Annotated in this window: 25 protein-coding genes; 8 read left to right on the top strand and 17 right to left on the bottom strand. The window is 66.2% G+C overall.

Annotated elements, in window-relative coordinates:
• Positions 1 to 46 precede the first annotated feature (46 nt).
• The 4 genes from FHW64_RS10390 to FHW64_RS10405 are packed head-to-tail and all read right to left on the bottom strand — an operon-like array spanning position 47 to position 3,210.
• Complete coding sequence (locus FHW64_RS10390) at positions 47 to 559, bottom strand: dihydrofolate reductase (protein ID WP_221210252.1); 513 nt, start codon at positions 557 to 559, stop codon at positions 47 to 49.
• Complete coding sequence (locus tag FHW64_RS10395) at positions 549 to 1,379, bottom strand: thymidylate synthase (RefSeq protein ID WP_184525693.1); 831 nt, start codon at positions 1,377 to 1,379, stop codon at positions 549 to 551. Before FHW64_RS10395 ends, FHW64_RS10390 begins: the two co-directional genes overlap by 11 nt.
• A complete protein-coding gene (locus tag FHW64_RS10400) occupies positions 1,376 to 2,806 on the bottom strand; it encodes an FAD-binding oxidoreductase (RefSeq protein WP_184525695.1) in 1,431 nt (476 codons plus the stop codon). The genes FHW64_RS10395 and FHW64_RS10400 overlap by 4 nt, the downstream gene beginning before the upstream one ends.
• Positions 2,803 to 3,210 carry a DUF2069 domain-containing protein gene (locus tag FHW64_RS10405; RefSeq protein WP_409350609.1) on the bottom strand — a complete coding sequence of 136 codons (408 nt, stop codon included), beginning with the start codon at positions 3,208 to 3,210 and terminating at the stop codon, positions 2,803 to 2,805. The genes FHW64_RS10400 and FHW64_RS10405 overlap by 4 nt, the downstream gene beginning before the upstream one ends.
• Positions 3,211 to 3,268: 58 nt before the next feature.
• On the opposite strand from FHW64_RS10405, the gene FHW64_RS10410 reads away from it, so the two are divergent.
• From FHW64_RS10410 to FHW64_RS10420, 3 genes are read left to right on the top strand one after another with little or no spacing between them, the layout of a single operon-like run.
• Positions 3,269 to 4,486, top strand: a complete 1,218-nt coding sequence (locus FHW64_RS10410) for a YihY family inner membrane protein (RefSeq protein ID WP_184525697.1) — start codon at positions 3,269 to 3,271, stop codon at positions 4,484 to 4,486.
• Positions 4,487 to 4,532: 46 nt separating this feature from the next.
• Positions 4,533 to 4,916, top strand: a complete 384-nt coding sequence (locus FHW64_RS10415; protein WP_184525699.1) for a co-chaperone YbbN — start codon at positions 4,533 to 4,535, stop codon at positions 4,914 to 4,916.
• Between the two features lie 12 nt (positions 4,917 to 4,928).
• Positions 4,929 to 5,594: an NAD-dependent epimerase/dehydratase family protein gene (locus FHW64_RS10420; protein WP_184525701.1), complete on the top strand. Its 666-nt coding sequence runs from the start codon at positions 4,929 to 4,931 to the stop codon at positions 5,592 to 5,594.
• A gap of 1 nt (position 5,595) precedes the next feature.
• On the opposite strand, the gene FHW64_RS10425 is transcribed toward FHW64_RS10420, so the two are convergent.
• Both FHW64_RS10425 and FHW64_RS10430 read right to left on the bottom strand, forming a co-directional pair.
• Positions 5,596 to 6,402, bottom strand: coding sequence for an alpha/beta fold hydrolase (locus FHW64_RS10425; protein WP_184525703.1), 807 nt, complete (start codon positions 6,400 to 6,402; stop codon positions 5,596 to 5,598).
• A complete protein-coding gene (locus FHW64_RS10430) occupies positions 6,402 to 7,712 on the bottom strand; it encodes an O-acetylhomoserine aminocarboxypropyltransferase (RefSeq protein ID WP_184525705.1) in 1,311 nt (436 codons plus the stop codon). The genes FHW64_RS10425 and FHW64_RS10430 overlap by 1 nt, the downstream gene beginning before the upstream one ends.
• A gap of 137 nt (positions 7,713 to 7,849) precedes the next feature.
• Here FHW64_RS10430 and FHW64_RS10435 point away from each other — a divergent pair, with 137 nt between their 5' ends.
• The gene (locus tag FHW64_RS10435) at positions 7,850 to 8,293 is read left to right on the top strand and encodes a CBS domain-containing protein (RefSeq protein ID WP_184525707.1); all 444 of its coding nucleotides are present in this window, start codon (positions 7,850 to 7,852) and stop codon (positions 8,291 to 8,293) included.
• 126 nt (positions 8,294 to 8,419) lie between these two features.
• On the opposite strand, the gene FHW64_RS10440 is transcribed toward FHW64_RS10435, so the two are convergent.
• A complete protein-coding gene (locus FHW64_RS10440; RefSeq protein ID WP_184525709.1) occupies positions 8,420 to 9,406 on the bottom strand; it encodes a tripartite tricarboxylate transporter substrate binding protein in 987 nt (328 codons plus the stop codon).
• The gene (locus tag FHW64_RS10445) at positions 9,403 to 10,503 is read right to left on the bottom strand and encodes an adenosine deaminase (protein WP_184525711.1); all 1,101 of its coding nucleotides are present in this window, start codon (positions 10,501 to 10,503) and stop codon (positions 9,403 to 9,405) included. Before FHW64_RS10445 ends, FHW64_RS10440 begins: the two co-directional genes overlap by 4 nt.
• A gap of 67 nt (positions 10,504 to 10,570) precedes the next feature.
• On the opposite strand from FHW64_RS10445, the gene FHW64_RS10450 reads away from it, so the two are divergent.
• The gene (locus FHW64_RS10450; protein WP_260303733.1) at positions 10,571 to 11,545 is read left to right on the top strand and encodes a LysR family transcriptional regulator; all 975 of its coding nucleotides are present in this window, start codon (positions 10,571 to 10,573) and stop codon (positions 11,543 to 11,545) included.
• Positions 11,546 to 11,548: 3 nt separating this feature from the next.
• Here the strand turns inward: FHW64_RS10450 and FHW64_RS10455 are convergent, their stop codons facing one another.
• Positions 11,549 to 12,766 (bottom strand): polyhydroxyalkanoate depolymerase, encoded by a 1,218-nt coding sequence (locus FHW64_RS10455; protein ID WP_184525713.1) that lies wholly within the window; start codon positions 12,764 to 12,766, stop codon positions 11,549 to 11,551.
• Positions 12,767 to 12,868: 102 nt separating this feature from the next.
• On the opposite strand from FHW64_RS10455, the gene FHW64_RS10460 reads away from it, so the two are divergent.
• Complete coding sequence (locus FHW64_RS10460; RefSeq protein WP_184525715.1) at positions 12,869 to 13,525, top strand: glutathione S-transferase family protein; 657 nt, start codon at positions 12,869 to 12,871, stop codon at positions 13,523 to 13,525.
• A 12-nt stretch (positions 13,526 to 13,537) separates the two neighbouring features.
• Here FHW64_RS10460 and FHW64_RS10465 read toward each other — a convergent pair whose 3' ends face one another.
• Positions 13,538 to 13,891 carry a DOPA 4,5-dioxygenase family protein gene (locus FHW64_RS10465; RefSeq protein WP_184525717.1) on the bottom strand — a complete coding sequence of 118 codons (354 nt, stop codon included), beginning with the start codon at positions 13,889 to 13,891 and terminating at the stop codon, positions 13,538 to 13,540.
• 133 nt (positions 13,892 to 14,024) lie between these two features.
• Between FHW64_RS10465 and FHW64_RS10470 the strand changes: the two genes are divergently transcribed.
• Entirely contained in the window at positions 14,025 to 15,119 is a 1,095-nt protein-coding gene (locus FHW64_RS10470) for a PA0069 family radical SAM protein (RefSeq protein WP_184525719.1), read from the top strand.
• Here the strand turns inward: FHW64_RS10470 and FHW64_RS10475 are convergent.
• The 3 genes from FHW64_RS10475 to FHW64_RS10485 all read right to left on the bottom strand — a co-directional run bounded on the left by FHW64_RS10475 (position 15,070) and on the right by FHW64_RS10485 (position 21,026).
• Positions 15,070 to 16,527: an efflux transporter outer membrane subunit gene (locus FHW64_RS10475; RefSeq protein ID WP_184525721.1), complete on the bottom strand. Its 1,458-nt coding sequence runs from the start codon at positions 16,525 to 16,527 to the stop codon at positions 15,070 to 15,072. The genes FHW64_RS10470 and FHW64_RS10475 overlap by 50 nt on opposite strands.
• Before the next feature lie 112 nt (positions 16,528 to 16,639).
• The gene (locus tag FHW64_RS10480) at positions 16,640 to 17,848 is read right to left on the bottom strand and encodes an efflux RND transporter periplasmic adaptor subunit (protein ID WP_184525723.1); all 1,209 of its coding nucleotides are present in this window, start codon (positions 17,846 to 17,848) and stop codon (positions 16,640 to 16,642) included.
• Positions 17,849 to 17,852: 4 nt separating this feature from the next.
• Entirely contained in the window at positions 17,853 to 21,026 is a 3,174-nt protein-coding gene (locus FHW64_RS10485) for an efflux RND transporter permease subunit (RefSeq protein WP_409350617.1), read from the bottom strand.
• A 111-nt stretch (positions 21,027 to 21,137) separates the two neighbouring features.
• On the opposite strand from FHW64_RS10485, the gene FHW64_RS10490 reads away from it, so the two are divergent.
• A complete protein-coding gene (locus tag FHW64_RS10490; RefSeq protein WP_260303734.1) occupies positions 21,138 to 21,656 on the top strand; it encodes a gluconokinase in 519 nt (172 codons plus the stop codon).
• A gap of 12 nt (positions 21,657 to 21,668) precedes the next feature.
• Here the strand turns inward: FHW64_RS10490 and FHW64_RS10495 are convergent, their stop codons facing one another.
• Genes FHW64_RS10495 through FHW64_RS10510 form a run of 4 tightly spaced genes read right to left on the bottom strand, consistent with a single transcriptional unit; the run spans position 21,669 to position 25,173 of the window.
• The gene (locus tag FHW64_RS10495; RefSeq protein WP_184525727.1) at positions 21,669 to 22,283 is read right to left on the bottom strand and encodes a 3'-5' exonuclease; all 615 of its coding nucleotides are present in this window, start codon (positions 22,281 to 22,283) and stop codon (positions 21,669 to 21,671) included.
• Entirely contained in the window at positions 22,284 to 23,150 is an 867-nt protein-coding gene (gene fghA / locus FHW64_RS10500) for an S-formylglutathione hydrolase (protein ID WP_184525729.1), read from the bottom strand.
• The gene (locus FHW64_RS10505) at positions 23,147 to 24,058 is read right to left on the bottom strand and encodes an alpha/beta fold hydrolase (protein WP_184525731.1); all 912 of its coding nucleotides are present in this window, start codon (positions 24,056 to 24,058) and stop codon (positions 23,147 to 23,149) included. The genes fghA and FHW64_RS10505 overlap by 4 nt, the downstream gene beginning before the upstream one ends.
• Positions 24,059 to 24,066: 8 nt before the next feature.
• Positions 24,067 to 25,173 carry an S-(hydroxymethyl)glutathione dehydrogenase/class III alcohol dehydrogenase gene (locus FHW64_RS10510; protein ID WP_184525733.1) on the bottom strand — a complete coding sequence of 369 codons (1,107 nt, stop codon included), beginning with the start codon at positions 25,171 to 25,173 and terminating at the stop codon, positions 24,067 to 24,069.
• Between the last annotated feature and the right edge of the window lie 34 nt (positions 25,174 to 25,207).

Consider the following 25,207-nt stretch of genomic DNA (forward strand, 5'->3'; position numbering starts at 1 on the left):
GCTTGTCTCGTGACCATTGGCCGCGTCTGGCCAAATTCTCGCGTAGTCAGCGATGTTCGAGCGTAACGAAGCTGTAGGGGATGCCGCTCGCTGCGGTGTGGGATTCGCGCGCGATTTCGTGCCAGCCGTCGCCGAAGCGCGGCGCGAACGCATCGCCTTCGTAATCCCGCGCGATCTCCGTGATGACGGCGCGATGCGCGATCGGTTCGGCCTCCGCGTAGATCTGGGCCCCGCCAATCACCCATGCTTCGGGCGATCCGTCGCGCTCGCAGATCGAGAGGGCGTCTCGCAGGCTCCCCACGCGTTCGGCGCCGTCTGCTTGCCAGTCCGGCTGGCGGGTGACCACGATGTTGCGCCGCCCCGGCAGCGGCCGGAAGCGCGGCGGGATCGAATCCCAGGTCTTGCGGCCCATGATCACCGGCGCGCCGGCGGTCTGCTGCTTGAAGTGCGCCATGTCCTCGGGCAGATGCCAGGGCATGACGCCCTTGAGACCAATCACGCCGTTGGCGGCGCGCGCGAGGATGAGGTTGATGCGCGTCTTCACGGCGTCAGACGGCAACCGGCGCCTTGATGGCGTCGTGGTGCTGGTAGTCGACCACTTCGAAGTCTTCGTACTCGTAGTCGAAGATCGACTTCGGCTTGCGCTTGATGACCAGCGTCGGGTAGGGGTGGGGCTTGCGGCTAAGCTGCAGCGCGACCTGTTCGGCGTGGTTGCTGTAGATGTGGCAATCGCCGCCGGTCCAGATGAAATCGCCGACGTCGAGGTCGCACTGCTGCGCAATCATGTGCGTGAGCAGCGCATAGCTCGCGATGTTGAAAGGCACGCCCAGGAAGATGTCGGCGCTGCGCTGGTAGAGCTGGCAGCTGAGCTTGCCGCGCTCACCCGGCGCTTGCGGCGGCGCGACGTAGAACTGGAAGAAGGCATGGCATGGCATCAGCGCCATCTTCGAGAGCTCCGCCACGTTCCAAGCACTCACGATGATGCGGCGCGAATCGGGGTTGCTTCGCAGCGTGTCGATCACCTGCTGGATCTGGTCGATGTGACCACCATCCGGCGTCGGCCAGCTGCGCCATTGAACGCCGTACACCGGACCGAGGTCGCCGTCTTCGCGTGCCCACTCGTCCCAGATCGTGACGCCGCGCTCGCGCAGCCAGTTGTTGTTGCTCGATCCGGTCAGGAACCACAGCAGCTCCTGGATGATGGAGCGCAGGTGCACCTTCTTCGTGGTCACCAGCGGAAAGCCTTCGTTCAGGTCGAAGCGCATCTGGTAGCCGAACACGCTCTTCGTGCCGGTGCCGGTGCGATCGCCTTTCTGCACGCCTGTCGTGTCGACGTGGCGCATGAAGTCTTCGTATTGCGAGCGGATGGGGCGGTTCATTGAGTGGTCTCCGTCCGGATCACCCGACCCGGATTCAGGATGTTCTGCGGATCGAGTCCGCGCTTGATGGCGCGCATCATCGCGAGCGCGACGGGCGACTTGTGCTTTTCGAGCTTCTCGACCTTCAGCGAGCCGACGCCGTGCTCGGCCGAGAACGAGCCCTCGAATTTCTCGACCTCGTCGTAGACCAGCGTGTTGATGCGGTCTTCGTATTCGCGAAGGAACGCGCCGTTGTCGCCACCGGCCGGCGCCTGCACGTTGTAGTGCAGGTTGCCGTCGCCGAGGTGCCCGAAGTTGACCAGCCGCACGCCGGGGATCTCGCGCTGCAGGAGCGCATCGGTCTCGGCCACGAAAGTGGGGATGCGCGACACCGCGATCGAGATGTCGTGCTTGATGTTGAGACCTTCCTCGGCCTGCGCGAGCGGAATGCTCTCGCGCACATGCCAGAGTTGATGCGCCTGCGTGAGGTTCTCGGCCACGACTGCATCGGTGACGCAGCCGGCCTCGAAGGCGCCTTCGAGCAAGGCTTCGAAGCGGGCGCGGGCGTGATCTTCGGATTCGTTGTCGGAGTTCTCGAGCAACACGCAGTAAGGCACCGAGTCATCGTCGATGAAAGGCACGCGCATCGCCGGGAAGTGCTTGGCGACGAGGCTCAGCGCGAACTTGCCCATGACCTCGAAGCCGGTGAGCCCCGCACCCAGGCGCTTGTGTGCGAGGCCGAGCAGCGTCACCGCATGATCCAGCGAAGGCACCGCCGCCCAGGCCGTGAGCTGCGCGGCGGGAAGCGGGTAGAGCTTCATCGTCGCCGCGGTGATGATGCCGAGCGTGCCTTCGCTGCCGACGATCAGGTCGCGCAGGTCGTAGCCGGTATTGTCCTTGCGCAGGCCGCTGGTGCCTTCCCAGATCTCGCCCTGCGGCGTGACCACCTCGAGCCCCAGGCACAGGTCGCGCGTGTTGCCATAACGCAGGACCTGCGTGCCGCCGGCGTTGGTAGCAAGGTTGCCGCCGATGGTGCAGCTCCCTTCGGCCGCAAGGCTCAGGGGGAAAAGGAAGCCCGCATTGCGTGCCGCTTCCTGCAGCGACTGAAGCACGCAACCCGCTTCGACGGTGACGGTGAGATTGGCCGCATCGATGCCGCGGATCGCGTTCATGCGCTGCAGGCTCAGCAGAACCTGCGAGCCGCTGTCGTCCGGAATCGATCCGACCGCGAGTCCGGTGTTGCCACCTTGCGGGACGATCGAGGTGCCAGCTTCCGCGCAGGCCTTCACCACGTCAGCCACCTGCTGCGTGTTGCCGGGCCGGACGACCGCGAGGGCCTTGCCGCGCGAGCGCTTGCGCCAGTCCTGTTCCCAGGCGGTGAGGTCCCCGTCGGTGAGGACATTGGCCGCGCCGACGATGCCGCGCAGCTTCTCGATCAGGACGCTCATTGCGTCGCTCCTTCCAGACTTCGTGCCCGATCGGCGGCATTGCGCAGCCGAAGCCGCACATGCCATGCGCAGGCAATGAAAAGTGCCAGGCACAGCACGACCTGGATCAGCGCCAGCACCTGGCTGACGCCGTTGGTGTCGCTCCAGGCGCGCACCACGCCTTCGGTGAAATAGAGCCAGACCAGCAGGCTGACCCAGCGGTAGGTGTACATGCGGTTCTTCAGCAGCCCGGCCAGCGGCACCACCAGCGGCAGCACCTTGAGCGCGAACCATGAGCCGCCCGGCCGCAGGGGCGCCAGCCAGAGCTCCCAGGCGAGCCCGAGCACGATCAAACCGACGAGGCTGCCGACAGCCAGCCAGCGCGTGGCGGTAACGGATGCGGGAGGCAAAGAGGGATTGATCACGAGAAAGATCGGAGAAGCGGAACGCTGTGAGCGCGGCCTGGGGGTGAGCCGATCCGGCATGATACCGGCCATGAATCGCCGGCAGCTTTGGAGGGACCTTTCGCATTTCCCGTGGCGGAATACGGCGGCGGTGCTCCGGGAGCGCTTCCGGGAAGACCGCCTCGGCCTGACCGCGAGCAGCCTGACCTTCACCACCACCATCGCGATGGTGCCGTTCTTTACCGTGGCACTGGCGCTGTTCACCGTGTTCCCGATCTTCTCGAAGATGCAGGGGCGCCTTCAGCGCTGGCTGATCGAAAGCCTCATCCCCGACAACATCGCGCGGCAGGTGCTCGGTTACCTCACCCAGTTCGCGAACAAGGCCAGCGGGTTGGGCGTCGCCGGCCTGGTGGTGCTGCTGGTGACGGCCGTGGCGCTGATCCTGACCATGGACAAGACGCTGAACAACATCTGGCGCGTGCGCACCCCGCGGCCGTTCCCGCAGCGGGTGCTGGTCTACTGGGCTGCGATCACGCTCGGCCCGCTCGTGCTGGCGCTGAGCCTGAGCACCACGGCAGCATTCTTCGCGGCCTCGCGCGAGGTCATTGGCGGCGCGATCGTCAAGCTCCTCTTCGACGCCTTCGAGTTCGTGCTGCTGGCCGGCGGCATGGCATGTCTCTATCACTACGTGCCCAACACGCACGTCAAGTGGTCGCATGCGTGGACCGGTGGGGTCTTCGTCGCGGCGGCCATCGAGATTTCCAAGCGGGTGCTCGGCTACTACCTGAGCCTCGTGCCCACCTATTCGGTGATGTACGGCGCCTTCGCGACGGTGCCTATCCTGCTGATCTGGACCTATGTTGCATGGCTGATCGTGCTGTTCGGCGCGGTGATCGCGGCCTATCTGCCGAGCCTGCTGACCGGCGTGGCGCGCCGTGGCGGTGCTGCCGGCTGGTCGCTGCAACTGGCGGTGGAGGTGCTGCAGCATCTTTCCGCGGCAAAGACGACGACGGCCAAGGGGCTCGGCGCCGCCGCGCTGGTGGCGCGCATGCGGGTGGAAGCCCTGCAACTCGCGCCGGTGCTCGAAACCCTGGTGGCCATCGACTGGATAGCGCCGATTGCCGAGGAGCCGGACAACGAGGATCCCCGCTTCGTGCTGCTCGCGGACCCGGCGACCACGCCGCTCGAGCCATTGCTGAAGGAACTCCTGATGCCGCAGGCGCCGCCGCTGGAGAACCTCTGGCGCAAAGGCCCTTTGGATACGCTGCTGCTGCAGGACCTGCTGGTCTATCGATAATGGCGGCGGATTTCCATTCCATCCTTCATATCGAGCGAGCCTGGCCTTGACCGACTTCTCCTCCTCCGCAGCCCCCGTTCCGGCCGACGATCCCGTGTGGGTCGTCTGCCTGTGCGCCGAATGGTGCGGCTCGTGCCGCGAGTACCGGCCGCTGTTCGAGCAGGTGGCGCGGGCGCATCCGCAGATGCGGTTCGCGTGGGTGGATATCGAGGACCATGCCGACCTCGCCGACGACTTCGACGTCGAGACCTTCCCGACGTTGCTGGTCGCAAACGGCGACGGCACCCACTTCCTCGGCCCGCTGCTGCCGCACGCCGAGACGCTTTCGCGGATGCTGACGGCTTTGCAGCCCGCGCAGGCTTCGGCGCCGGAGGTGCGTACGCTCCTCGCGGCACTCCAGCGTGAGCCCGAGACCTTCTCGGTGGCCTGAGGCGAGCGGCCGATGAGGATCATTCTCTTCGGCGCAACCGGGATGGTGGGGCAGGGCGTGCTGCGCGAATGCCTCGTCGATGGCGATGTGACCCGGGTGCTTTGCGTGGGTCGAAGACCGAGCGGCGAGCAGCATCCCAAGTTGCACGAACTGGTTCTTCCCGATCTCTTCGACTATTCGGCGGTCGAGGGACAACTCAGGGACTACGACGCCTGCTTCTTCTGCCTCGGCGTGTCGTCGGTCGGGATGAAGGAAGACGACTATCGCCGCGTCACCTACGACCTCACGCTGGCCGCGGGGCGCACGCTGGCGCGGCTCAATCCGCAGATGACCTTCATCTATGTCTCCGGCGCCGGCACCGACAGCACGGAGCGCGGATCGGTCATGTGGGCACGCGTGAAGGGTGCGACCGAGAACGCATTGATGCGGCTCCCTTTCAAGGCGGCCTACATGTTCCGGCCCGGGTTCATCGAGCCGATGCATGGCGTGCGGTCGAAGACGGCGCTGTACCAGGCGGCCTATGTGATCGCGAAGCCGATCTTCGGATTGCTCCAGCGTTGGGCACCCGATCGCGTCACGACCAGCGTGAAGGTGGGCCGCGCGATGCTCATGGCGTCCAAGCGCGGCGCGCCGACGCCGCTGGTCGAGGTGCCTGACATCAACAGGCTGGGCGGCTGATTCAGTTCTTCAGGAACGCGCCGAGCGCGAAGAGCACTTCGTCCGGTGCCTCGGTCATCAACGCATGTCCGGCGTTGACCGTCACCACCTTCGCGTGGGCCGCCTTCGAAGCCAGCGTGCGTGTGGCGCGTGGTGGCGTCATCTGGTCCGACGCGCCGAGGAGGAACAGCGTCGGGCATTGCACCTTCGCCATCGCGGCCTCGCCGTTCGCATAGTCGTTGCACGCCTTGAAGCCGATGTGGAAGACATTCGCGTTCGGATTGCTTGCCAGCACGCGGCGCATGAGCGCGCGCGAGCCGCCGTAGAGCCAGGTGCCGGGCCCGAGCGAGGAGGGTGGCGGTGCCAGCAGCGAATGCGAGAAGACGTTGACCATCGAGATCGCGCGCTGCGGATCGTTGAGCGCGCCGTCGAGCAATGCTGGCGACACCGTCATCGGATAGGCCGTGCCCACCAATGCCAGATGCGTGACGCGCTCGGGCGAGCGTGCGGCGGTTTCGAGCGCGATCAGCGAGCCGAAGCTGTGTCCGATCAGCGCCGCTTTTTCGACGCCCGCCGCATCGAGCAGTGCGACGACGAACGCCGCCGCCTCTTCGACGGTCGCCGGCGGTGGCCCTTCGCTCTTGCAATGCCCGGGCAGATCCACGGCAAGCACGTTCCACCCGTGATTGGCAAACCACCGGCTCTGCAGGATCCAGACGCTGTGGTCGTTCAGCACGCCATGGATGAAGACGACGGTGGGCTTGGCCTTGTCGAACGTCTTGCCGCCGGTGTAGCAGTAGGTCGTGTGGCCGTTGACGACGAGTTCCATCACGCACCTGCCTTCTCTGCTGCCTTGAGCGCGCGCTTGAGATCGTCGATGAGGTCGGCCGGGTCTTCGAGGCCGATCGACAACCGGATCGTGCCCTGCGAAATGCCGGCGCCGGCCAATGCTTCGTCGCTCATGCGGAAGTGCGTCGTGCTTGCCGGATGGATCACGAGACTGCGGCAGTCGCCGACGTTAGCGAGGTGGCTGAACAGCCGCAGCGCCTCGATGAACTTCTTGCCCTGCTCGCGGTTGCCCTTCAGGTCGAAGCTGAAGACCGACCCCGCGCCTTTCGCGCCATGCTTGAGCAGCTTGTTCGCAAGCGCATGGCTCGGATGCGATTCCAGCAGCGGATGCCCGACGTGCGCCACGAACGGATGGCTGGCGAGGAACTCGACCACCTTCTGCGTGTTGTCGACATGCCGCTCCATGCGCAGCGGCAGCGTCTCGATCCCTTGCAGGATCAGCCATGCGGTGTGCGGGCTCATCGATGCGCCGAAGTCCCGCAGCCCCTCACGGCGCGCGCGCAACAGGAAGGCGCCGACGGTGCTTTCCTCGCTGAAGACCATGTTGTGGAAGCCGTCGTAGGCCTCCGTCAGCTCGGCGAACTTGCCCGAGCGCTCCCAGTCGAAGTTGCCCGAATCGACCACGATGCCGCCGATCACGGTGCCGTGGCCCGACAGGAACTTGGTCGCCGAGTGGTAGACCAGATCCGCGCCCCAGTCGAAGGGCTTGATGAGGTAGGGCGAGGTCAGCGTCGAATCCACCAGCAGCGGCACCTTGGCCGCATGGGCGATCTCGCTCACCGCCGGGATGTCGAGCACGTCGAGGCCCGGGTTGCCCACCGTCTCGCCGAAAAGCAGCTTGGTGTTCGGGCGGATCGCGTTGCGCCAGCCGTCGAGGTCACCGGGTTTGACGAAGGTGGTCTCGATGCCGAAGCGCCGCATCGTGTAGTGCAGCAGGTTCTGCGAGCCACCGTAGAGCGCGGTGCTGGCGACGATGTGCGAGCCGGCGCCCATCAGGGTCGCGATCGAAAGATGCAGCGCTGCTTGCCCGCTCGCGGTGGCGATTGCGCCGATGCCGCCTTCGAGCGCCGAGACCCGCTGCTCCAGCACTGCGTTGGTCGGGTTGCTGATGCGCGAATACACGTGCCCCGCGCGTTCCAGGTTGAAGAGTGCCGCAGCGTGGTCGCTGGACTCGAAGACGAAGGAGGTGGTCAGGTGGATCGGCACCGCGCGGGCGCCGGTGGTGGGGTCGGGCGCTGCGCCGGCGTGCAGGGCCAGCGTGTCGAATCCGGGGTCGGAATAGCCGGGCATGGAGACCTTTCGGGACAGGTTTTCAGCAAAGCCCCGTTACGCGCGCAATCCCTGCGATGCCCACGTGGCCTGTGGAGGGTGGTCATTGTGGGCTATATTCAAAACGGCACGCCGTCAACCAAGAGAGGAGCAACACGATGAAGGTCAGCGACATCCTGCGAGTCAAGGGAAACACGCTGTTTACGATCACCCCCGATCAACCCCTGGCCGAGGCCGTCACCACCATGGCCGACAAGGACATCGGTTCGCTCGTCGTGATGGAGCACGGTGACCTGGTCGGCATGCTGACCTTCCGCGAGGTGATCGTTGCGATCGTCGGCAATGGTGGTCAGGTTGGTGGCACCCTGGTGCGCAAGGCCATGGACGACCACCCGGTGACTTGCACGCTCGAGACCGACCTCGACGAGATCCGCCGCATCATGCTGGAGCGCCATGCGCGCTACATGCCGGTGATGGACAAGCGCATGCTGATGGGTGTGATCAGCTTCTATGACGTCGCCAAGGCGGTCGTCGATAGCCAGAACTTCGAGAACAAGATGCTCAAGGCCTACATCCGCGACTGGCCTGAAGAAGGGCAATAAGCTCGCCCCCAGGCTTGCTCACTTCGTGTAGCCGCCAACCCCCTACCGGGGGCAACACCAGTGGCCCGGCGGAGCCGGTTCCACGGTGTTTCCCGATAAGGCCCCGCTTGCGGGGCCTTTGTTTTTCTATTCCTTGATGTTGGCGGACTGAACGATTTTCTGGTTGCGGGCGTATTCGGCTCGCACGAATTGGCCCAGTTCTTCGGCGGAGCCGCTGCCGGGGAGGGCGCCCTGTTCCTGCAGCTTGGCGCGGATTTCGGGGTCCTTGAGGACGGCGTTGAGTTCCTGGTTGAGCCGGTTGACGATCGCCGGCGGCGTGGCGGCTGGGGCGAAGATGCCGGTCCAGCTCACCATTGAAAAGCCCTTGAGCCCGGGCATCTCGCTGAAGCTGGGCGTGTTGGGGAGCGCTTCGAGGCGCTTTTCGCTCGTCACACCCAAGGCATTGAGGCGGTTTGCACCCACATGCGGGATGGCGCTGGTGCTGACCAGCATCGCAAGGTCAACCTGATTGCCGATGACGTCCGTGGCGATCTGCGCGCCGCCGCGGTACGGCACATGGGTCACGTAGATGCCGGTGCGTTCCTTCAGCAGTTCCATCGCGAGTTGAAGCACCGTGCCCACGCCGGAGGTCGCGTAGTTGTACTTGCCCGGCGAGGCCTTCGCGAGTTTGACGAAGTCGGGGAAGTTCTTCACCGGCAGCCCGGGACGCGCGACCAGCACCATCGGCGCGGTGTTCAGCATGCCGACGGGCGCGAGGTCCTTCAGCGGGTCGAACTTGAAGGCGCTTGGGTTGATCAGCCGGCCAATCGCAATGACGCTGTCCGGCCCGGCGACCAGCGTGTAGCCGTCGGGCGCGGCATTGACTGCCTTGGCGACGCCGATCGCGCCGCCGGCGCCGGAGACGTTCTCGATGACGATGGTTTGCTTGAGCCTCTCGCCGAGCTTGGTGGCGACCAGCCGCGCATTGAAGTCCACGCTGCCGCCGGCCGAGTACGGAACGATCAGCGTGATCGGCTTTGCCGACGGCCAGGCGGCCTGCGCGAGCGCTGCGCCGGGCAGAGCGGCGACCAGCAACGAGGCGAGGAGAAGGGGCTTGCGGATGAGCTTGTTCATGGGGTGGGATAGGCGAGAGACGTGGGGTCTTGCGGGAGGCGTGCGCGCAGCGCATCGAATTCGGCGGTCCATTGCGTACGCCATTGGCGGCGAAGCGAATCGTCGATCCAGGCGCCGTCGAGGCCGTTGATCATGAAGCCGCGCAGATCGTCGAGGCCGAAGCCGAAGTCCCGAACCATCATGTGCCATGCCTGCGTGGGTGTGACCTTGTGCAGGGTCGGGTCGTCGGTGTTCGGGTGGATGCGCAGGCCGAGGCCCGGCATGCGGCGGATCGGGTGGTCGAGTGCCCAGCGTTCCGGGGGCAGCGTGCGCAGGTAGTAGGAGTTGGTCGGCACCACGGTGAAGATCACGCCCCGATCCGCGCATTCGCGTGCGAAATCGGGTTGGTCAACCACCGTGTAGCCATGGTCGATGCGGTCCACGTGGAGCAGGTCGAGCGCGGTCCGCACATTGGTCCACGGCATGCCGAATTCGCCGGCATGCGCGGTCGTCTTCAGGCCGGCGCGGCGGGCATCGGCGTACGCCTGCTGGAAGAGTTCCGGCGGGCGGTCGTTCTCGCGGTAGTCGATGCCGATGCCAATCACCTCGTCGCACCGGTTGCCCACCACCCACTGCACCATCTCGACGGCGGCCTCGGGGCTGGCCTCGCGGTCGATCGCCGCGATCAGTCGCCCGGTGAAGCCGAACTGCCGCTCCGCGTCATGGATCGCACGCACGATCGCGTCCTGCGCCATGCGGTAGTCGATGCCGGACTCGTGCACCGTGCCGGTCGGGTTCCAGAAGAACTCGCCATAGCGCACGTTGTGGCTTGCAGCGTCTTCGAGGTATTCGAGCGTGAGCCGGTGCAGGTCATCGGCGCTGCGCACCAGTTCCGAATCGAGCGCCCGCAGCACGCGCAGCACGCCGACGGGCTTCTCGCCGCGCGTATAGAAAGCCTCGATCTCGTCGTCGGGCAGCGGCTTGCCGGCGCCCCGGTTGAGATCGATGAAGGTGTTCTTCCGCACGGTGCCGAAGAGGTGACAGTGCAGCTCGACCTTCGGAATCGCATGGAGGAACGATTCGAGAGGCGATGCCGGAATGGCTGCGGGTTGTGTCATGGGGCGCAGTCTAGGGACGGCTAGGCGATAAGGAAAATTTTGAATTTCTATAATTTGATTCAACCGAATGATGGCCAATCCGCAGCTTTCCTCCTCCCTTCGCGCGCTCACGCTGCGCCAGTTGCGGTTCTTTTCCGTTCTGGTGGAAGAGGGCCAGTTCGGCCGCGCCGCGAAGCGGTTGTCCATCACGCAGCCCGCGCTCAGCAATGCGATCAAGCAGATGGAGAAGCTGCTCGGCGCCGAACTCCTGACCCGCTCCACCCATCGCCTCGAACTCACACCACTCGGCGCCGAGGTGCTCGCGCGGACGGATTTCCTGGTCAACACCTTCGACGTGGCGCTGCGCGACATCGAGCAGACCGTGCAGCGCGGGCGGGCATTCGTGCGCATCGGCGTGATCCCCTCCGCGAGCGGCCGGGTTGCCGCGGCGGCGGGCGAGTTCCTGCGCGCCGACGCGGCGCAGCAGGTGGAGTTCGCGTGGCGCGATGCACCGTCGAACACGCTCCTGGCCGAGGTGCGAAGCGGCCAGCTTGACATGGCGGTCGCTGCCATCACCGAGCCGCCGGGTGGCCTCGTCTGCGTGGACCTGTTCCGCGATCCGCTGGTGCTCGTGGTGCGACGCGACCACGCGCTTGCAGAGGCCGGCGAGGCGGATTGGGAAGCGATCGGCGGCGAGCGACTCGTGCTGTTCGAGAGCGGCAGCATGCCGGCGCTCGGCGATCCGGCGCGCGCGCAGTTCGCGCAGGGCGCGGAGCCGTATCGCGTGAGCTATTCCGAGACGCTCTATGCGCTGGTGCGCGGCTGTCTCGCGCTGGGGCTGATGCCGAAGCTCTACACCTCGTCGCTGCGCGATGACGAGCTGGTGGTGTTGCCGCTTCGCAAGCCCAACATCGAGCGGCGGGTGGTGCTGGTGCATCTTCCCGGGCCGATGCGCAATGTCATGGCCGAGGCGCTGATCGCGCACCTGCGGCAGAGCCTGCCCTTGCCCGCGGACAGCGTTGCGCCCCGGCGCTTTCGTGCGCCGCGCAAGCGAGTGACGTGAGCTTCAGTGCAGTTCGGTCGAGGTGTAGATGGTTTCGCGCACGCGCGGATAGATCTGCGTGTTCCACTTGCTGCCGCTGAAAACGCCGTAGTGGCCGACGCCCGCCTGCAGGTGGTGGATCTTGAGATAAGGCCGCACGCTGGTGCAGAGGTCCTGCGCCGCCACTGTCTGCCCGACCGAGCAGATGTCGTCGCGCTCGCCTTCGACCGTCAGTAGTGCGGTGCGGCGGATTGCGGCGGGATTGACCGCCCGGTCGCCGACCGTGAGCTTGCCGCGCGGCAGGTCGTAAGTCTGAAAGACGCGTTCGACGGTCTCCAGATAGAACTCGGCCGGCAGGTCGTTGACCGCGAGATATTCGTCGTAGAAGGTGCGGATGGTGTCGGCCTGCGCGATCTCGCCATCCACCAGATGCTGGAAGAGCTTGGCGAACTGCTGCTTGTGGCGGTCCGGATTCATGCTCATGAAGGCGGCGAGCTGCAGGAAGCCCGGGTAGACGCGTCGCATCATCCCGGCATGCGGCCATGGCACATGGCTGATCAGGTTGCGCTCGAACCACCCGATGGAGCGGTCGGTCGCAAGCTTGTTCACCATGGTCGGGTTGATCCGGCAATCGACCGGGCCGGCCATCAGGGTGAGGCTGCGCGGCGTCGAGGGGTTGTCGTCCTCGGCCATCAGCGCGGTAGCGGCGAGCGCTGCGACGCAGGGCTGGCAGACGGCCACCATGTGCACGCCGGGGCCGATCGCCTCCAGGAAATCGATGATCCGCAGCGTGTAGTCGTCGAGCCCGAAGCCGCCGTGCCAGAGCGGCACGTCGCGCGCGTTGTGCCAGTCGGTCACATACACGTCGTGGTCGCGCAGCAACGTGCGCACGGTTTCGCGCAGCAGCGTCGCGAAATGGCCCGACAGTGGTGCAGCCAGCAGCACCGGCGGATGCACCGCATTGGACTCTTTCCGGAAGTGCAGCAGCGTTCCGAAGGGCGTGATCAGGGCGGCTTCCTCATGGACCGCGACCTCCTTGCCGTCGACCATCACGCTCTCGATGCCGTAGGGCGGCCGGGTGTGCGTGAGCCGCATGCGCGAGTAGACCTCCATGGCCGAGGCGAACCGGCGGGTGAGGCTGCGGTCCGCCTTGTCGTGCCACAGTGCCTTGCCGAGGTACTGCGCCGTGAGCCGCGTCGGCGAGAGCAGGTCGGCTTGGGTTTGGTAGGCGCGATACAGCATGCACGGGCCGCAGGCAAGTTGCGGGCCAGTCGTCTGCGGTGCACCTTTCTGGCACAGGCCTTGCACGGCTGCATCGCCGATCCGGCGGACCAGGAGCGATGCATGGCCAAACCCGTTCTCACCATCAGCAGCAAGAACTACGGCGCATGGTCGTTGCGCGGCTGGCTGATGTGCAAGCTCGCCGGTCTGGAATTCAGCGAGAAGGTGATTCCGCCGGACGACCCCGCGATGAAGGCCGAGATGCTGCTGCTGTCGGCGTCGATGCTGGTGCCTTCGCTGCAGCACGGTGGCATCAAGGTGTGGGACACGCTCGCGATCGGCGAGTACCTCAATGAAATCAAGCCCAAGGCGGGCCTGCTGCCGGCCGATGCCAAGGCGCGAGCACATTGCCGCGCGATCTGCGGCGAGATGCATTCCGGCTTCTCGTCGATGCGCGGCTCGCTGCCGATGAACGTCAAGGCGCGCTTCCCCGGCTTCAAGATCTGGTCGCGCGCGCAAACCGACATCGACCGCATCGTCGCGATCTGGCGCGAATGCCTCTCGACCTACGGCGGGCCGTTCCTCTTCGGCGAAACGCCCTGCATGGCGGACGCGATGTATGCGCCGGTGGTGACGCGCTTCATCACCTACGACGTGTCGCTGGACAAGGCCTGCACCGCGTATTGCAAGCGCATCGTCGAACTGCCTGCGATGCAGGAATGGATCAAGGCTGCGAAGGCCGAGCCTGAAGAGATCGACGAGCTCGACGCCGAATTCTGAGGCGGGCGCTGCTCAGGCCGGCTTGCGGAACATGCGCAGGTCGAGCGTGGATTCGTTGCCAAGCCACATCGCATGCGCGGTGTGGTCGAGGTAGCCGTCGCCCGTCGACCCGTGCACGAAGATATCGAGCCCGTTGCGATGCGCATCGAGCCATTCGATGACTTCGTCGAACTCGGCCGCATCGAAAGCGATCTGGCAGCTCCAGTGCGGATGCGGTCCGACGAGCTTCTCGTGTACCCGGCCGACCACCACGAGCAGGCTATGGCCCGCGTCCTCCGCCAGCTTCCTGGCCTGCGCGACGGTATCCGGTCCGAAATAGATGTGGGCGTGGTACTGCGGATAGAGATTTTCAGGACGGCGTGGCATGGTGGTCTTTCGCGTGGAATGGGAGCTTAGCGCGCCGCATCGAAGTGCGTTCTCCCCGCGAAACAAGTGGTTGCTGCAAGGGTCGCGAGTTGGTGAAATACTGTGAATCCATCCAGTATTTCAGGTCATCGCCATGCCCGATGCTTTCATCCCCATTCACGCGCTCAAGGGCCGGGGCGCGGCCACGCGGCTGGCGCATCGCTTCGAGCGCGACACCCGCAATGCCTTCGACGACGGCTGGGGCACGCTCGAAGAAGGCGCCGCCGAAGCCGATGAGCTTCCCCCGCTGGCCACCGAGGTGCGTTTCGAAGATGCCAAGTCGGTGCTCAGCCACAACGATTCGCCGGACATCACATTCGACACCTCGCTCAACCCGTATCGCGGCTGCGAGCACGGCTGCATCTACTGTTTCGCTCGGCCCACGCACAGCTATCTCAACCTTTCGCCGGGACTCGATTTCGAGACCAAGCTGATCGCCAAGCGCAACGTGGCCGAATTGCTGCGGGCCGAACTGGCGCGCAAGAGCTACAAGCCGAGCCCGATCATCATCGGCACCGCGACCGACTGCTACCAGCCGATCGAACGCGAGCTTCGCCTCACGCGCTCGGTGATCGAAGTGCTGAAGGAGGCGCGGCACCCCTTCGGCATCATCACCAAGTCCAGCGCGGTCGAGCACGACCTCGACCTGATCGCGCCGATGGCGGCGGAGCATCTCGCAGCGGTGTACGTCACCATCACCACGCTCGACGGCGAACTCGCGCGCAAGCTCGAACCGCGTGCGGCCGCGCCGCATCGCCGGCTCCGGACGTTGCGTACGCTGGCCGAGGCGGGCGTGCCGGTCGGCGTGAGCGTCGGCCCGCAGATCCCGTTCGTCAACGAAGACATGGAGCAGGTGCTCGAAGCCGCCTGGGATGCCGGCGCACGCAGCGCGTTCTACACAGTGATCCGCCTGCCTTGGGAAGTCGCGCCGCTCTTCAAGCAGTGGCTCGAGCTGCACTACCCGCAGCGGGCCGGTCGCATCATGGAGCGCATCCGCGAGATGCGCGGGGGCAAGGACTACGACGCGAATTTCGCGACGCGCATGAAAGGCAGCGGCGTCTGGGCCGATCTGATCCGCCAGCGCTTCGAAAAGGCGACGAAGCGCATCGGCTTCTCCAACGACCGGACGCCGCTGGACCTCAGCGCTTTTCGGCCACCTGGCGCAGCGGGGCAGGGCAGCCTGTTCTAGCGTCTGCGGTAGTGCCGCGCGGTTCGACGCCGCACCAGTCGCCGCCGAGCGCCTTCACGAGGAACACCGACGTCAGCATGCGCTGGCCGTTGATCTGCGCTGCCTGCCGCTCGGTGGTGAGCAACGCCTGCTGCGCGGTGATCACGTCGAGGAAAGTCGAAGCGCCACCCTGGTAGCGGCCCGCCGCCATTTCGAGCACGCGGCGCGAGCTTTCGACCGCCGTCTGCGCCTGCGTCGATGCCCGCTCCAGCGAGGCGAGGCCCGTAATGCCGTCTTCGGCTTCCTGGAAGGCGACAAGGACGGTGCGCTTGTAGCCGGCGACCGCGACGTCGTAACCCGCCTTGCTGAAGTCCACGTTGGCGCGGATGCGGCCGCCGTCGAAGATGGTTTGCGTGGCGGTCACGCCGAGCGACCACAGCAGGCTCTGGGAATCGAACAGCGTCGACAGCGTGCGGCTGTCGACGCCGATCGATGGGAGCAGCATCACGCTTGGGTAGAAGGCCGCGCTTGCCACGCCGATCTGCGCGTTGGCGGCGGCCATCGCGCGTTCGGCAGAAGCGACATCCGGCCGGCGCTGCAGCGCTTCGGACGGAATGCCGATCGGGATCGCCGGCGGCACGAGCGGCTTGACATCAGCCGCGACCGAGAACGACGGCGCGGGCGTGCCGGTCAGCGTCGCGAGCGCGTGCTCGTACTGCGAGCGCGTCTTCTTGAGCACATCGACCTGCGCCAGCGTGTTGTCGAGCAGCGCCTGCTGCTGCGCCACGTCGAGTCCGGAAACCGCGCCGAGATCGTGCCGATCGGTCACGAACTGGAGCGCGCGCTGTTGCAGCGCGATGGAGCGTGCGAGAACGTCGAGTTCGATGTCGGTCGAGCGAAGGTTGTAGTACGCCGACGCCACGTCCGTCGTGAGCAGCAGCCGCGTGTTTTCCAGATCGGCGGCCGACTGCGCGGCAGAGGCGGTCGCGGCTTCGACGGAGCGCTGCACGCGGCCGGCGAAGTCGAGCTCGTAACTGGCCGTGAGGTTCAGCGCGAAATCGTTCTGTACCGTCGAATAGTTGGGCACCGCGTAATTGGTAAGCGGCCGGTTCGCCGAGATATCGAAGCGTTGCGCGCGTGTGCCGACGCCGACCTGTGGATAGCGGCCGGCATTGGCGCCCGCCAGCGTCGCGCGCGCCTGCGCGAGCCGCGCGCTTGCGAGTTCCAGCGTGGGGCTGTTGGCGAGCGCCTTCTGCTGGAGCGCGTCGAGCTGCGGATCACCGAAGCGCAACCACCAGGGGCCCTTGTCGTCGGCGTCGCCCGGAACCGCCTGCTTCCAGGGCTCTTCCAGTTGCCAGGTCACCGGGATGTCGACAGCCGGCGGTTTGTAGTCCGGACCGGCGGCGCACCCGGCCAGGACCGCGGCCATGGCCCACGAAGCCAAGGCAACCGCGGAACCGGCTTTGCCGGGCCGCTGGGTGCGCCCCCTTGAGGGGGTGTCAGAGCCACACGAAGTGGGCGAGGCTGGGGGTGAGCTCATTTCAAGCAGACTCCTTCGCGATCACCACGACGTCGCCGTCGGCCAGCGAATCGGAAGGATTGAGCACCAGCCGGTCGGTCGGACCGATGCCGTCGATCACCTCGACCGTCTCGCCGTAGTTGCGGCCCAGCGTGACCCCGCGCAGCTTGATCTTTCCTTGCGCATCGACCACCGCGACGCGCGTGCCTTCGGCGCGGAACAGCAGCGCGTTCGCCGGGATCGTCAGCGACTGGCTCGCGGCCATCGGCAGCGAGACCTGCACGTAGGCGCCGGGCAGCAGCGTGCCGTCTTTGTTCGGCAGCGAGACTTCGACCTGCATCATGCGCGTCGCGGTGTCGATCGCGCCGGAGGTCCGCGCCACTTCACCCTTGAAGGTCTGGCCGCGAAGCTCCGACTGCGTGACGACCACCGGCTGCCCCGCCTTCACGAGTTGCGCATAGGCCTGTGGCACGTTGATGTACACCCGCAGCGGATCGGTCTGCGCGAGCAGGAAGAGCGCGCGTCCGCTGCCCGCGTCGATCAGGTCGCCGACATCCACGTTGCGACGCGTGACGACACCCGAGAACGGCGCGACCACGCGCTTGAAGCCCTCGGTCTGCTTGAGCCGCTGCACATTGGCATCGGCCGCCGCGAGATTGGCAGTCGCCTGCGCGAGCCCGCTGCGGCGCTCGTCGAGGTCCTGTTGCGAAACCACGTCCTTCTTGCGCAGGTTCTCCCATCGCGCGACGGTGCTCTTCGCGAGCTCGAGGCTCGACGCCGCCTGCTGCCGCGCGGCGATGGCCTGCGAAAGCTGCTGGTCGATCTCGGGCGTGTCGAGTTCGGCGAGCAGTTCGCCCTTTTCGACGTGGCTGCCGATGTCCTTGGTCCAGCGCTTGAGGTAGCCGCTTGCGCGCGCCGAGATCGGCGACTGCACATAGCCCTGCAGCGTGCCCGGCAGCGCCAGCGTCTGGCCGGCAGTGGGTGTCTGCGGAAGGGCGGTCTTCACATACTGCGCTGCGCGTTCGGCGGTGCCGACTTCGAGCGCGCGTGCGTTGGTCATGCGGACGAACACCGTTCGCGCGCCGCCCACGACGAGCACCGCCAGGACGATCCAGACGGCGATGCGGGTCCGGCGCACGATCTGCCGCCGCTTGAGCAGTTCGTGATGTTCGCCGTCTTCCGAAGCGGCGATCGGGTGGATGGCCAATGCCGCGTGGCGTTGCTCCGTCATGGGGTCAGGTCTCCAGGGGCTGCGCCCCGAGCGAGGTGTTGGTCGTTTCGGTGTGGGCTGCGGCGTGGGCGGCCTTTCGGCGTGCACGGCGGCTGTGGATTTCCGCGAAGACGGCAGGCACGAAGAACAGCGTCGAGACGGTCGCGAACAGCAGGCCGCCGATGACGGCGCGGCCGAGCGGCGCGTTCTGCTCCGCGCCTTCGCCGAGGCCCAGCGCCATCGGGATCATGCCGATGATCATCGCGAGCGCGGTCATCAGCACCGGCCGGATCCGCGTCGCGCCGGCTTCGAGCGCGGCTGCCAGCGGCGTCGCGCCGGCCGCGAGCCGCTCCAGCGCGAAGGACACCAGCAGGATGGAGTTCGCGGTCGCGACGCCCATCGTCATGATTGCGCCGGTCAGCGCCGGCACGCTCAGCGTGGTGCCGGTGATGAACAGCATCCACGCGATGCCGGCCAGCGCCGCGGGCAGCGCGGTGATGATGATTGCGGCGTCGAGCCACGACTGGAAGGTGACCACGATCAGTAGATAGACCAGCACGATCGCCATTGCAAGGCCGACGCCGAGGCCGATGAAGGACGCCTGCATCGTCTGCACTTGCCCGCGGATCGTGACCTGGCTGCCGCGCGGCAGCGTCGGGCGCATGTCGTCGACCAGCGCTTTCACTTTCGAAGCGACGCTGGCGAGGTCGGTGCCCTGGACGCTCACGAAGACGTCGACCACCGGCTGAATGTTGTAGTGCGACACCACGGCCTGCTGCCGCCCGGCCTGCGCGTCGACGAGGTTGCCGAGCAGTTGCGGCGCCCCGCCGGCCGCGGCGGTCGTGCCGGTGCCCACCGGAATGTTGAGCAGCGAGTCGAGCGAATCCACCGAATACTGCGGCGACTGCACGGCGATGTTGTAGACCACGCCGTTCTGCGGATTCAGCCAGAACGCGGGCGCGGTCTGCGAACTGCCCGACAGCGCGATCAGCACGTTCTGCCCGACGTTCGATGCGGTCAGGCCGAACTGCTGCAGCCGCGTGCGGTCCATCTGCAGGTTCAGGCCCGGCCCGTCGAGCCGCTGGTGCACATGCGCGTCGACCGCGCCGGGAATCTGCCGGATCTTCTTGGTCAGCTCGGCCGCGCGCGCCGCGTTGGCGTAGACGTCGTTGCCGCTGAACTGCACGTCGATCGCCGCGGGCAGGCCGAAGTTCAGGATCTGCGTGACGATGTCCGCGGGCTGGAAGAAAAACTCGGTGCCAGGGAAGCGCTTCGGCAGCTCAGCGCGCAACACGGAGACGAACTCATCGGTCGGCCGGTGACCTTCGCGCAACGACAGCAGGATCTCGCCGTCCAGCGTGCCGATGGTTCCCGCGTTGCTGTACGAGAGATTGATGCCGCTGTTGGGCACGCCGAGGTTGTCGAGGATGGTTTCGAGCTGGTCCTTCGGCACGAGCTCGCGGATGGCGACCTCGACCTGGTCCGCGAGGCGCGCCGTTTCCTCGATGCGGGTGCCCGTGGGCGCGCGCATGTGCAGGCGGATCTGGCCGGCGTCCACGTTGGGGAAGAAGTCGCGGCCGAGCACGGGAAAGAGCGCGCACGACAGCACGCAGAAGCCCAGGAAAAGCGCGATGAACCGCCCGCGTCGCGAGAGGACTGCAGACAACACCAGCGTGTAGGCACGGCGCACGCGCTCGAAGCGGCGGTCGAAGCTGCGGTAGACGCGCTGCAGGAGGCTCGGCTTGGCGTTCGGATCGGCCTTGGCATGCGCGCCGCCCATCAGCAGCATGACCAGCGTCGGCACCAGCGTGCGCGACAGCAGGTAGGACGCAGCCATTGCGAACACCACCGCCATCGCGAGCGGCACGAACAGGAACTTCGCCACGCCCGAGAGGAAGAACATCGGCACGAACACGATGCAGATGCACAGGGTGGAGACGAAGGCGGCGGGGCCGATTTCACCGGCGCCGATCAGGATCGCCTCCTTGAGTTCGGTGCCCATGTGCAGGTGGCGCTCGATGTTCTCGATGGTCACGATCGCCTGGTCCACCAGAATGCCGACCGATAGCGCGAGGCCGCCCAGCGTCATCAGGTTGAGCGTCTGCCCGAGCGCGTAGAGCGCCAGGATCGACGCCAGGATCGACAGCGGAATGGTCAGCGCGATGATGAGCGTGCTGCGCCAGTTGCCGAGGAAGAGCAGCACCATTGCCGCGGTGAGTGCGGCGGCGATCACCGCCTCGAACACCACGCCCTGCACTGCGGCCTTGACGAACAGCGACTGGTCGAAGAGCGGCGTGACCTTGATGTCCTGCGGCATGCCCTGCGCCGCCACCGGCAGCAGCGCTCGCAGATTGGAGACGATGTCCAGCGTCGACGCGCCGCCGTTCTTGAGCACCGACAGCAGCACGCCGCGCACGCCGTCCTGCCGCACCACATTGGTCTGCGGCGAGAAGCCATCGCGCACGAAGGCCACGTCGCGCAGGTAGATGGTCGCGCCGGCCGCGGTGCGCACCGGCAGGTCGTTCAGGCCTGCGATCTCCTCCGGAGAGCCGTTCATGCGCACGCTGTATTCGGTCGCGCCGAACTTGGCAGTGCCCGAAGGAAGGATCAGGTTCTGCGCGTTGACCGCGTTGACCACGTCCGCCGGCGACAGCCCGCGTGCCTGCAGGGCCTGGGTATCGAGGTCGACGGAAATCAGTCGGTTCTTGCCGCCATACGGAAAGGGCACCGCCGTCCCCGGCACCGTGATGAGTTGCGGCCGCAGTTGATTGATCGCCGAGTCGAACAGCGAGTTTTCCGCCCGCGTCGGGCTGGACAGCGCAAGCTGGATGACCGGAATGCTCGATGCCGAGTACTTGATGACTAGCGGCGGCGTAATGCCCGGAGGAAGCTGCCGCACCTGCGTCTGCATCGAGGCGACCACCTGCGCGATGGCGGTTTCGATGCTCGCGGTCGGCTGGAAGAAGACCTTGATCACCGTCACCCCGGCCAGCGACTGCGATTCGATGTGCTCGATGTCGCTCACCGTCGTGGTCAGGCTCCGTTCGGTCTGACCGGCGATGCGCTGGCCCATCTCCTGCGCCGGCAATCCGCCGTAGTTCCAGATGATGCTGACCACCGGAATGTTGATTTCCGGGAAGATGTCGGTCGCCATCCGCATCAGCACGAACGGGGTCGCCAGCACGATCAGCATCGCCATGACGATGAATGTGTATGGCCGACGCAACGACAGTGGTACCAACGACACGATCTGTTACTTCCGTTCTAAGAGGCCGCCATGATATGCAGAGATCGAAAGACAATGCCGGCGATGCAGCAGCTTTACAAGCCCGAAACAGATACCGCCCGCTGGCTCGTCGTCATGGGCGTTTCGGGATGCGGCAAGTCCAGCCTCGGCGCGGCGCTCGCCCGCGAACTGGCCCTGCCGCTGATCGAGGGAGATGACTTCCATGCGCCCGAAAGCGTTCGCAAGATGCGCGCCGGGATTGCGCTGACCGACGAGGATCGCGCGGGCTGGCTCTCCCGGCTCGGTAAGGAACTCGCCGATCACCATAAAGGCGCCGTGCTGACCTGCTCGGCGCTCAAGCGCGACTACCGCGACCGGCTGCGGGCCGCGCGTCCCGGGTTGCAGTTCGTCTACATGGCGCTTACGAGGGATGAGGCCGAGCGCCGCGTTGCGGAGCGCGCAGCAGTCCACATGTTTCCCGCGAGCCTCGTCGCCAACCAGTTTGCGACCCTGGAGTCGCCCGTCGGCGAGCCCGGCGTGCTGGAAGTCGACGCCACGGCGCCGCTCGAACAACTCGTGGCGCAGGTGCGGGCCTGGCGCTAAAGGCGGGCAGCCTCAACCCGGCGGACGCAAGCCGAGCGCATCGAACACCCGAATCGCCGCATAGGCATCGTTGCCTGCGTATCGCAGTTGCGCCGGGGTCAGCTGCTTGCTGGCCCAGTTCGAGGTGGTCGCCTTGCGCGACTTGATGAAGCGACGGTTGAACATCAGCGCCACGGCGGTCTTCACGCCGATGGATTTGCGATAGCCGCGCCGGCGGAATTCGACGTCGAGATCGAAGACCGCCTGCGGCTCGATGCCGAAGCGCTGGCGGATCAGGCTGAGGTCGCCCGACAGCCCGAAGCCCACTTTGAGCAGGTCCGGCGAAGTGAGCAGTTTCGTCAAGGTGCCGTGGAAGGCGGCGCGATGCGACTGGAAGAGCCACGCCGCGGTGGCTGTCGAGAACTGCAGCACATGCGGGCCGGTGGACACCTCGAACTTCGCGAAGGTCGGTTTCGATTCGGTGTCGAAACCGACGACGCCAGCAGCCAGAAGGGCGTTGGTCGCGGCTTCGGCGTCCTCCGCTGTCTCGACCACATGGATCTCCGGCAGCTCGAGGCCGACGAAGGGCTCCAGCAAGGCGATCTGCTCGCGCTCGGGCAGCGGCGCGGGCGTGGGGACGGCGGCCATTCAGGCTCTCAGCGCCTTCGCGTGATGCGCGAGGTGATCGGCGATGAAGGTCTGGATGAAGTAGTAGCCGTGGTCGTAGCCCTCGTGCCGGCGCAGCGTGAGCGGCTGGCCCGCCGCGCGACACGCGGCTTCGAACAGATTCGGATGCAGTTGTTCGGCGAGGAATTTGTCGGCCAGTCCCTGGTCGACCAGGATGCCCGCCGGGTAGGGCGGCGCGGTCTGGGACTGCATGAGCGCGCAGGCGTCATGCGCGAGCCAGATCTCGTCATCACTGCCGAGATAGCCGGCGAAGGCTTTCTTGCCCCACGGGCACTGCGTCGGTGCGCAGATCGGTGCAAGCGCCGACAGCGAACGGAAGCGACCCGGGTGCCGCAGCGCCAGCGTGAGCGCGCCATGGCCCCCCATCGAGTGGCCGAAGATGCCGATGCGCTTGCCGTCGATGGGCATGCCGTGCGTCACGAGCGGCAGCAGCTCGTTGACGATCCAGCTTTCCATTCGCCAGTACTGGTCCCAAGGCTCGGCGGTGGCGTCGAGGTAGAAGCCGGCGCCGATGCCGAAATCCCAGCTCGCGGTTGCGCCCTTGATGCCTTCGGCCTCCGGGCCGCGCGGACTGGTGTCCGGTGCGATGAGTGCGAGGCCCAACTCGGCGGCGAGACGTTGCGCGCCGGCCTTGATCATGAAAGTCTCTTCGTTGCAGGTGAGGCCCGCGAGGTACACCAGTGCGGGCACCGGGCCGGCTTCGGCCTGCGGCGGGAGGAACACCGAGAAGCGCATCGGCAAGCCGATTTCGCGCGAGTCGTGTTCATGGAATCTTTGAATGCCGCCAAAGCAGCGGTGTTCGGAAAGCGTCTTCAGGCCGTCTGTCATGTCTTGAGGTTGGGGGTGAGTTCGAGCACTGCATCGGCGAACACGCGCGGGACTTCCTGCGGCATGTTGTGGCCGACGCCGGGCACCACGCGGTGCGATCGCGGTCCGGCAAAGCGGTGCGCATGTGCCGAGGCGTCGGCCGGCGGGCGGACCCCGTCGTCCGCGCCGTCGAAGGTGATGGTCGGCACCGTGATCGCCGGCTGAGCCGCGAGCTTCGTTTCGATGTCGGCGTAGGCCGGATCACCCGCCACGAGGCCGAAGCGGTGGCGGTACGAGTGGATGACGACATCGACGAAGTCGGGATGGTCGAACGCTTCGGCGCTGCGCTCGAATGTCGCGTCGTCGAATCGCCAGGTCGGCGACCAGAGCCGCCACAGCAACCGCGTGATGTCGCGCCGGTCGGCGGCGAGCCCGGCGCGTCCGCGCTCGCTGTGGAAGTAGTACTGGTACCAGAGCCGGTATTCCTTCTCGGCGCTATCCGGCTCCATGGACTTCGCGATGTCCTGGATGTTGTAGCTGTTGAACGAGACCAGCCCTGCGCAGCGCTCGGGCCAGAGCGCCGCCACCACACAGGCGGCACGGCCGCCCCAGTCGTAGCCGGCGAGCACCGCCTTCGGAATCGCGAGCGCATCGAGCAGCGCAAGCAGGTCCGCGCCGAGCGCCGCCTGCTCGCCCGAACGCGGCGTCGAGTCGCTCAGGAAGCGCGTGCCGCCGTAGCCGCGCAGATAAGGAACGATCACGCGGCAACCCGCGGCGGCGAGCATCGGCGCGACGTCGACATAGCTGTGGATGTCGTACGGAAACCCGTGCATCAGCAGCACCGGCGGGCCGTCGGCCGGCCCGGCCTCGAAGTACGACACGTCGAGCACACCGGCTCGGATCGTGCGGAGCGGGCCCATGCGCGTCATGGCGATGCTCAGTAAATCACGACCCCACGGATCGACTCACCGCGCTTCATCAGATCGAAGCCTTCGTTGATCTTCTCCAGCGGCATCGTGTGCGTGATCAGGTCGTCGATGTTGATCTTGTTTTCCATGTACCAGTCGACGATCTTCGGCACGTCGGTGCGGCCACGTGCGCCGCCGAAGGCCGAGCCTTCCCACTTGCGGCCGGTGACGAGCTGGAAGGGGCGGGTGCTGATTTCCGCGCCGGCTTCCGCCACGCCGATGATGATGCTGCGGCCCCAGCCCTTGTGCGTGCATTCGAGTGCCTGGCGCATCACCTGCGTGTTGCCGATGCACTCGAAGCTGTAGTCCGCGCCGCCGTCGGTCAGTTGCACGATGGCATCGATGATGTTTGCGTGCTCCTTCGGGTTCAGGAAGTGCGTCATGCCGAACTTGCGGGCCATTTCCTCGCGCGCCGGATTGATGTCGACGCCGATGATCTTGTCCGCGCCGACCATCTTCGCGCCCTGGATCACGTTGAGGCCGATGCCGCCGAGGCCGAACACCACCACGTTCGCGCCGGCTTCCACCTTGGCGGTGAAGATCACCGCGCCGATGCCGGTGGTCACGCCGCAGCCGATGTAGCAGACCTTGTCGAAGGGCGCGTCCTCGCGGATCTTGGCGAGCGAGATCTCGGGCGCGACCGTGTAGTTGCTGAAGGTGCTCGTGCCCATGTAGTGGAAGATGGGCTTGCCGTCGATGCTGAAACGGCTGGTGCCGTCAGGCATCAGGCCCTTGCCCTGCGTGCCGCGGATGAGCTGGCAGAGGTTGGTCTTGCGCGAGAGGCAGAACTTGCACTGGCGGCATTCGGGCGTGTAGAGCGGAATGACGTGGTCGCCCTTCTTGAGCGTGGTCACGCCCGGGCCGACGTCGACCACGATGCCGGCGCCTTCATGGCCGAGGATCGCGGGGAAGATGCCTTCCGGGTCGGCGCCCGAGAGGGTGTAGTAGTCGGTATGGCAGATGCCGGTGGCCTTGATCTCGACCAGCACCTCACCGAAACGCGGGCCCTCGAGATCGACGGTTTCGATGGTGAGGGGCGAGGCGGATTTCCAGGCGACAGCAGCTTTGGTTTTCATGGCGGAGGTGAAGAAATGGAAGCGGGGCAGACGC

This window comes from Variovorax sp. Sphag1AA (assembly GCF_014192575.1).
Taxonomy (GTDB): Bacteria; Pseudomonadota; Gammaproteobacteria; order Burkholderiales; family Burkholderiaceae_C; genus Variovorax.

Excerpts from the sequence above, each read along its gene's own strand:
- FHW64_RS10495 (WP_184525727.1), bottom strand. The coding sequence starts at position 22,283 with ATGGCCGCCGTCCCCACGCCCGCGCCGCTGCCCGAGCGCGAGCAGATC.
- FHW64_RS10485 (WP_409350617.1), bottom strand. The coding sequence starts at position 21,026 with ATGGCGATGCTGATCGTGCTGGCGACCCCGTTCGTGCTGATGCGGATG.
- fghA (WP_184525729.1), bottom strand. The coding sequence starts at position 23,150 with ATGACAGACGGCCTGAAGACGCTTTCCGAACACCGCTGCTTTGGCGGC.
- FHW64_RS10440 (WP_184525709.1), bottom strand. The coding sequence starts at position 9,406 with ATGAACAAGCTCATCCGCAAGCCCCTTCTCCTCGCCTCGTTGCTGGTC.
- FHW64_RS10420 (WP_184525701.1), top strand. The coding sequence starts at position 4,929 with ATGAGGATCATTCTCTTCGGCGCAACCGGGATGGTGGGGCAGGGCGTG.
- FHW64_RS10465 (WP_184525717.1), bottom strand. The coding sequence starts at position 13,891 with ATGCCACGCCGTCCTGAAAATCTCTATCCGCAGTACCACGCCCACATC.
- FHW64_RS10505 (WP_184525731.1), bottom strand. The coding sequence starts at position 24,058 with ATGACGCGCATGGGCCCGCTCCGCACGATCCGAGCCGGTGTGCTCGAC.
- FHW64_RS10470 (WP_184525719.1), top strand. The coding sequence starts at position 14,025 with ATGCCCGATGCTTTCATCCCCATTCACGCGCTCAAGGGCCGGGGCGCG.
- FHW64_RS10395 (WP_184525693.1), bottom strand. The coding sequence starts at position 1,379 with ATGAACCGCCCCATCCGCTCGCAATACGAAGACTTCATGCGCCACGTC.
- FHW64_RS10410 (WP_184525697.1), top strand. The coding sequence starts at position 3,269 with ATGATACCGGCCATGAATCGCCGGCAGCTTTGGAGGGACCTTTCGCAT.
- FHW64_RS10430 (WP_184525705.1), bottom strand. The coding sequence starts at position 7,712 with ATGCCCGGCTATTCCGACCCCGGATTCGACACGCTGGCCCTGCACGCC.
- FHW64_RS10435 (WP_184525707.1), top strand. The coding sequence starts at position 7,850 with ATGAAGGTCAGCGACATCCTGCGAGTCAAGGGAAACACGCTGTTTACG.
- FHW64_RS10450 (WP_260303733.1), top strand. The coding sequence starts at position 10,571 with ATGATGGCCAATCCGCAGCTTTCCTCCTCCCTTCGCGCGCTCACGCTG.
- FHW64_RS10445 (WP_184525711.1), bottom strand. The coding sequence starts at position 10,503 with ATGACACAACCCGCAGCCATTCCGGCATCGCCTCTCGAATCGTTCCTC.
- FHW64_RS10475 (WP_184525721.1), bottom strand. The coding sequence starts at position 16,527 with ATGGCCGCGGTCCTGGCCGGGTGCGCCGCCGGTCCGGACTACAAACCG.
- FHW64_RS10455 (WP_184525713.1), bottom strand. The coding sequence starts at position 12,766 with ATGCTGTATCGCGCCTACCAAACCCAAGCCGACCTGCTCTCGCCGACG.
- FHW64_RS10490 (WP_260303734.1), top strand. The coding sequence starts at position 21,138 with ATGCAGCAGCTTTACAAGCCCGAAACAGATACCGCCCGCTGGCTCGTC.
- FHW64_RS10460 (WP_184525715.1), top strand. The coding sequence starts at position 12,869 with ATGGCCAAACCCGTTCTCACCATCAGCAGCAAGAACTACGGCGCATGG.
- FHW64_RS10510 (WP_184525733.1), bottom strand. The coding sequence starts at position 25,173 with ATGAAAACCAAAGCTGCTGTCGCCTGGAAATCCGCCTCGCCCCTCACC.
- FHW64_RS10400 (WP_184525695.1), bottom strand. The coding sequence starts at position 2,806 with ATGAGCGTCCTGATCGAGAAGCTGCGCGGCATCGTCGGCGCGGCCAAT.
- FHW64_RS10480 (WP_184525723.1), bottom strand. The coding sequence starts at position 17,848 with ATGACGGAGCAACGCCACGCGGCATTGGCCATCCACCCGATCGCCGCT.
- FHW64_RS10425 (WP_184525703.1), bottom strand. The coding sequence starts at position 6,402 with ATGGAACTCGTCGTCAACGGCCACACGACCTACTGCTACACCGGCGGC.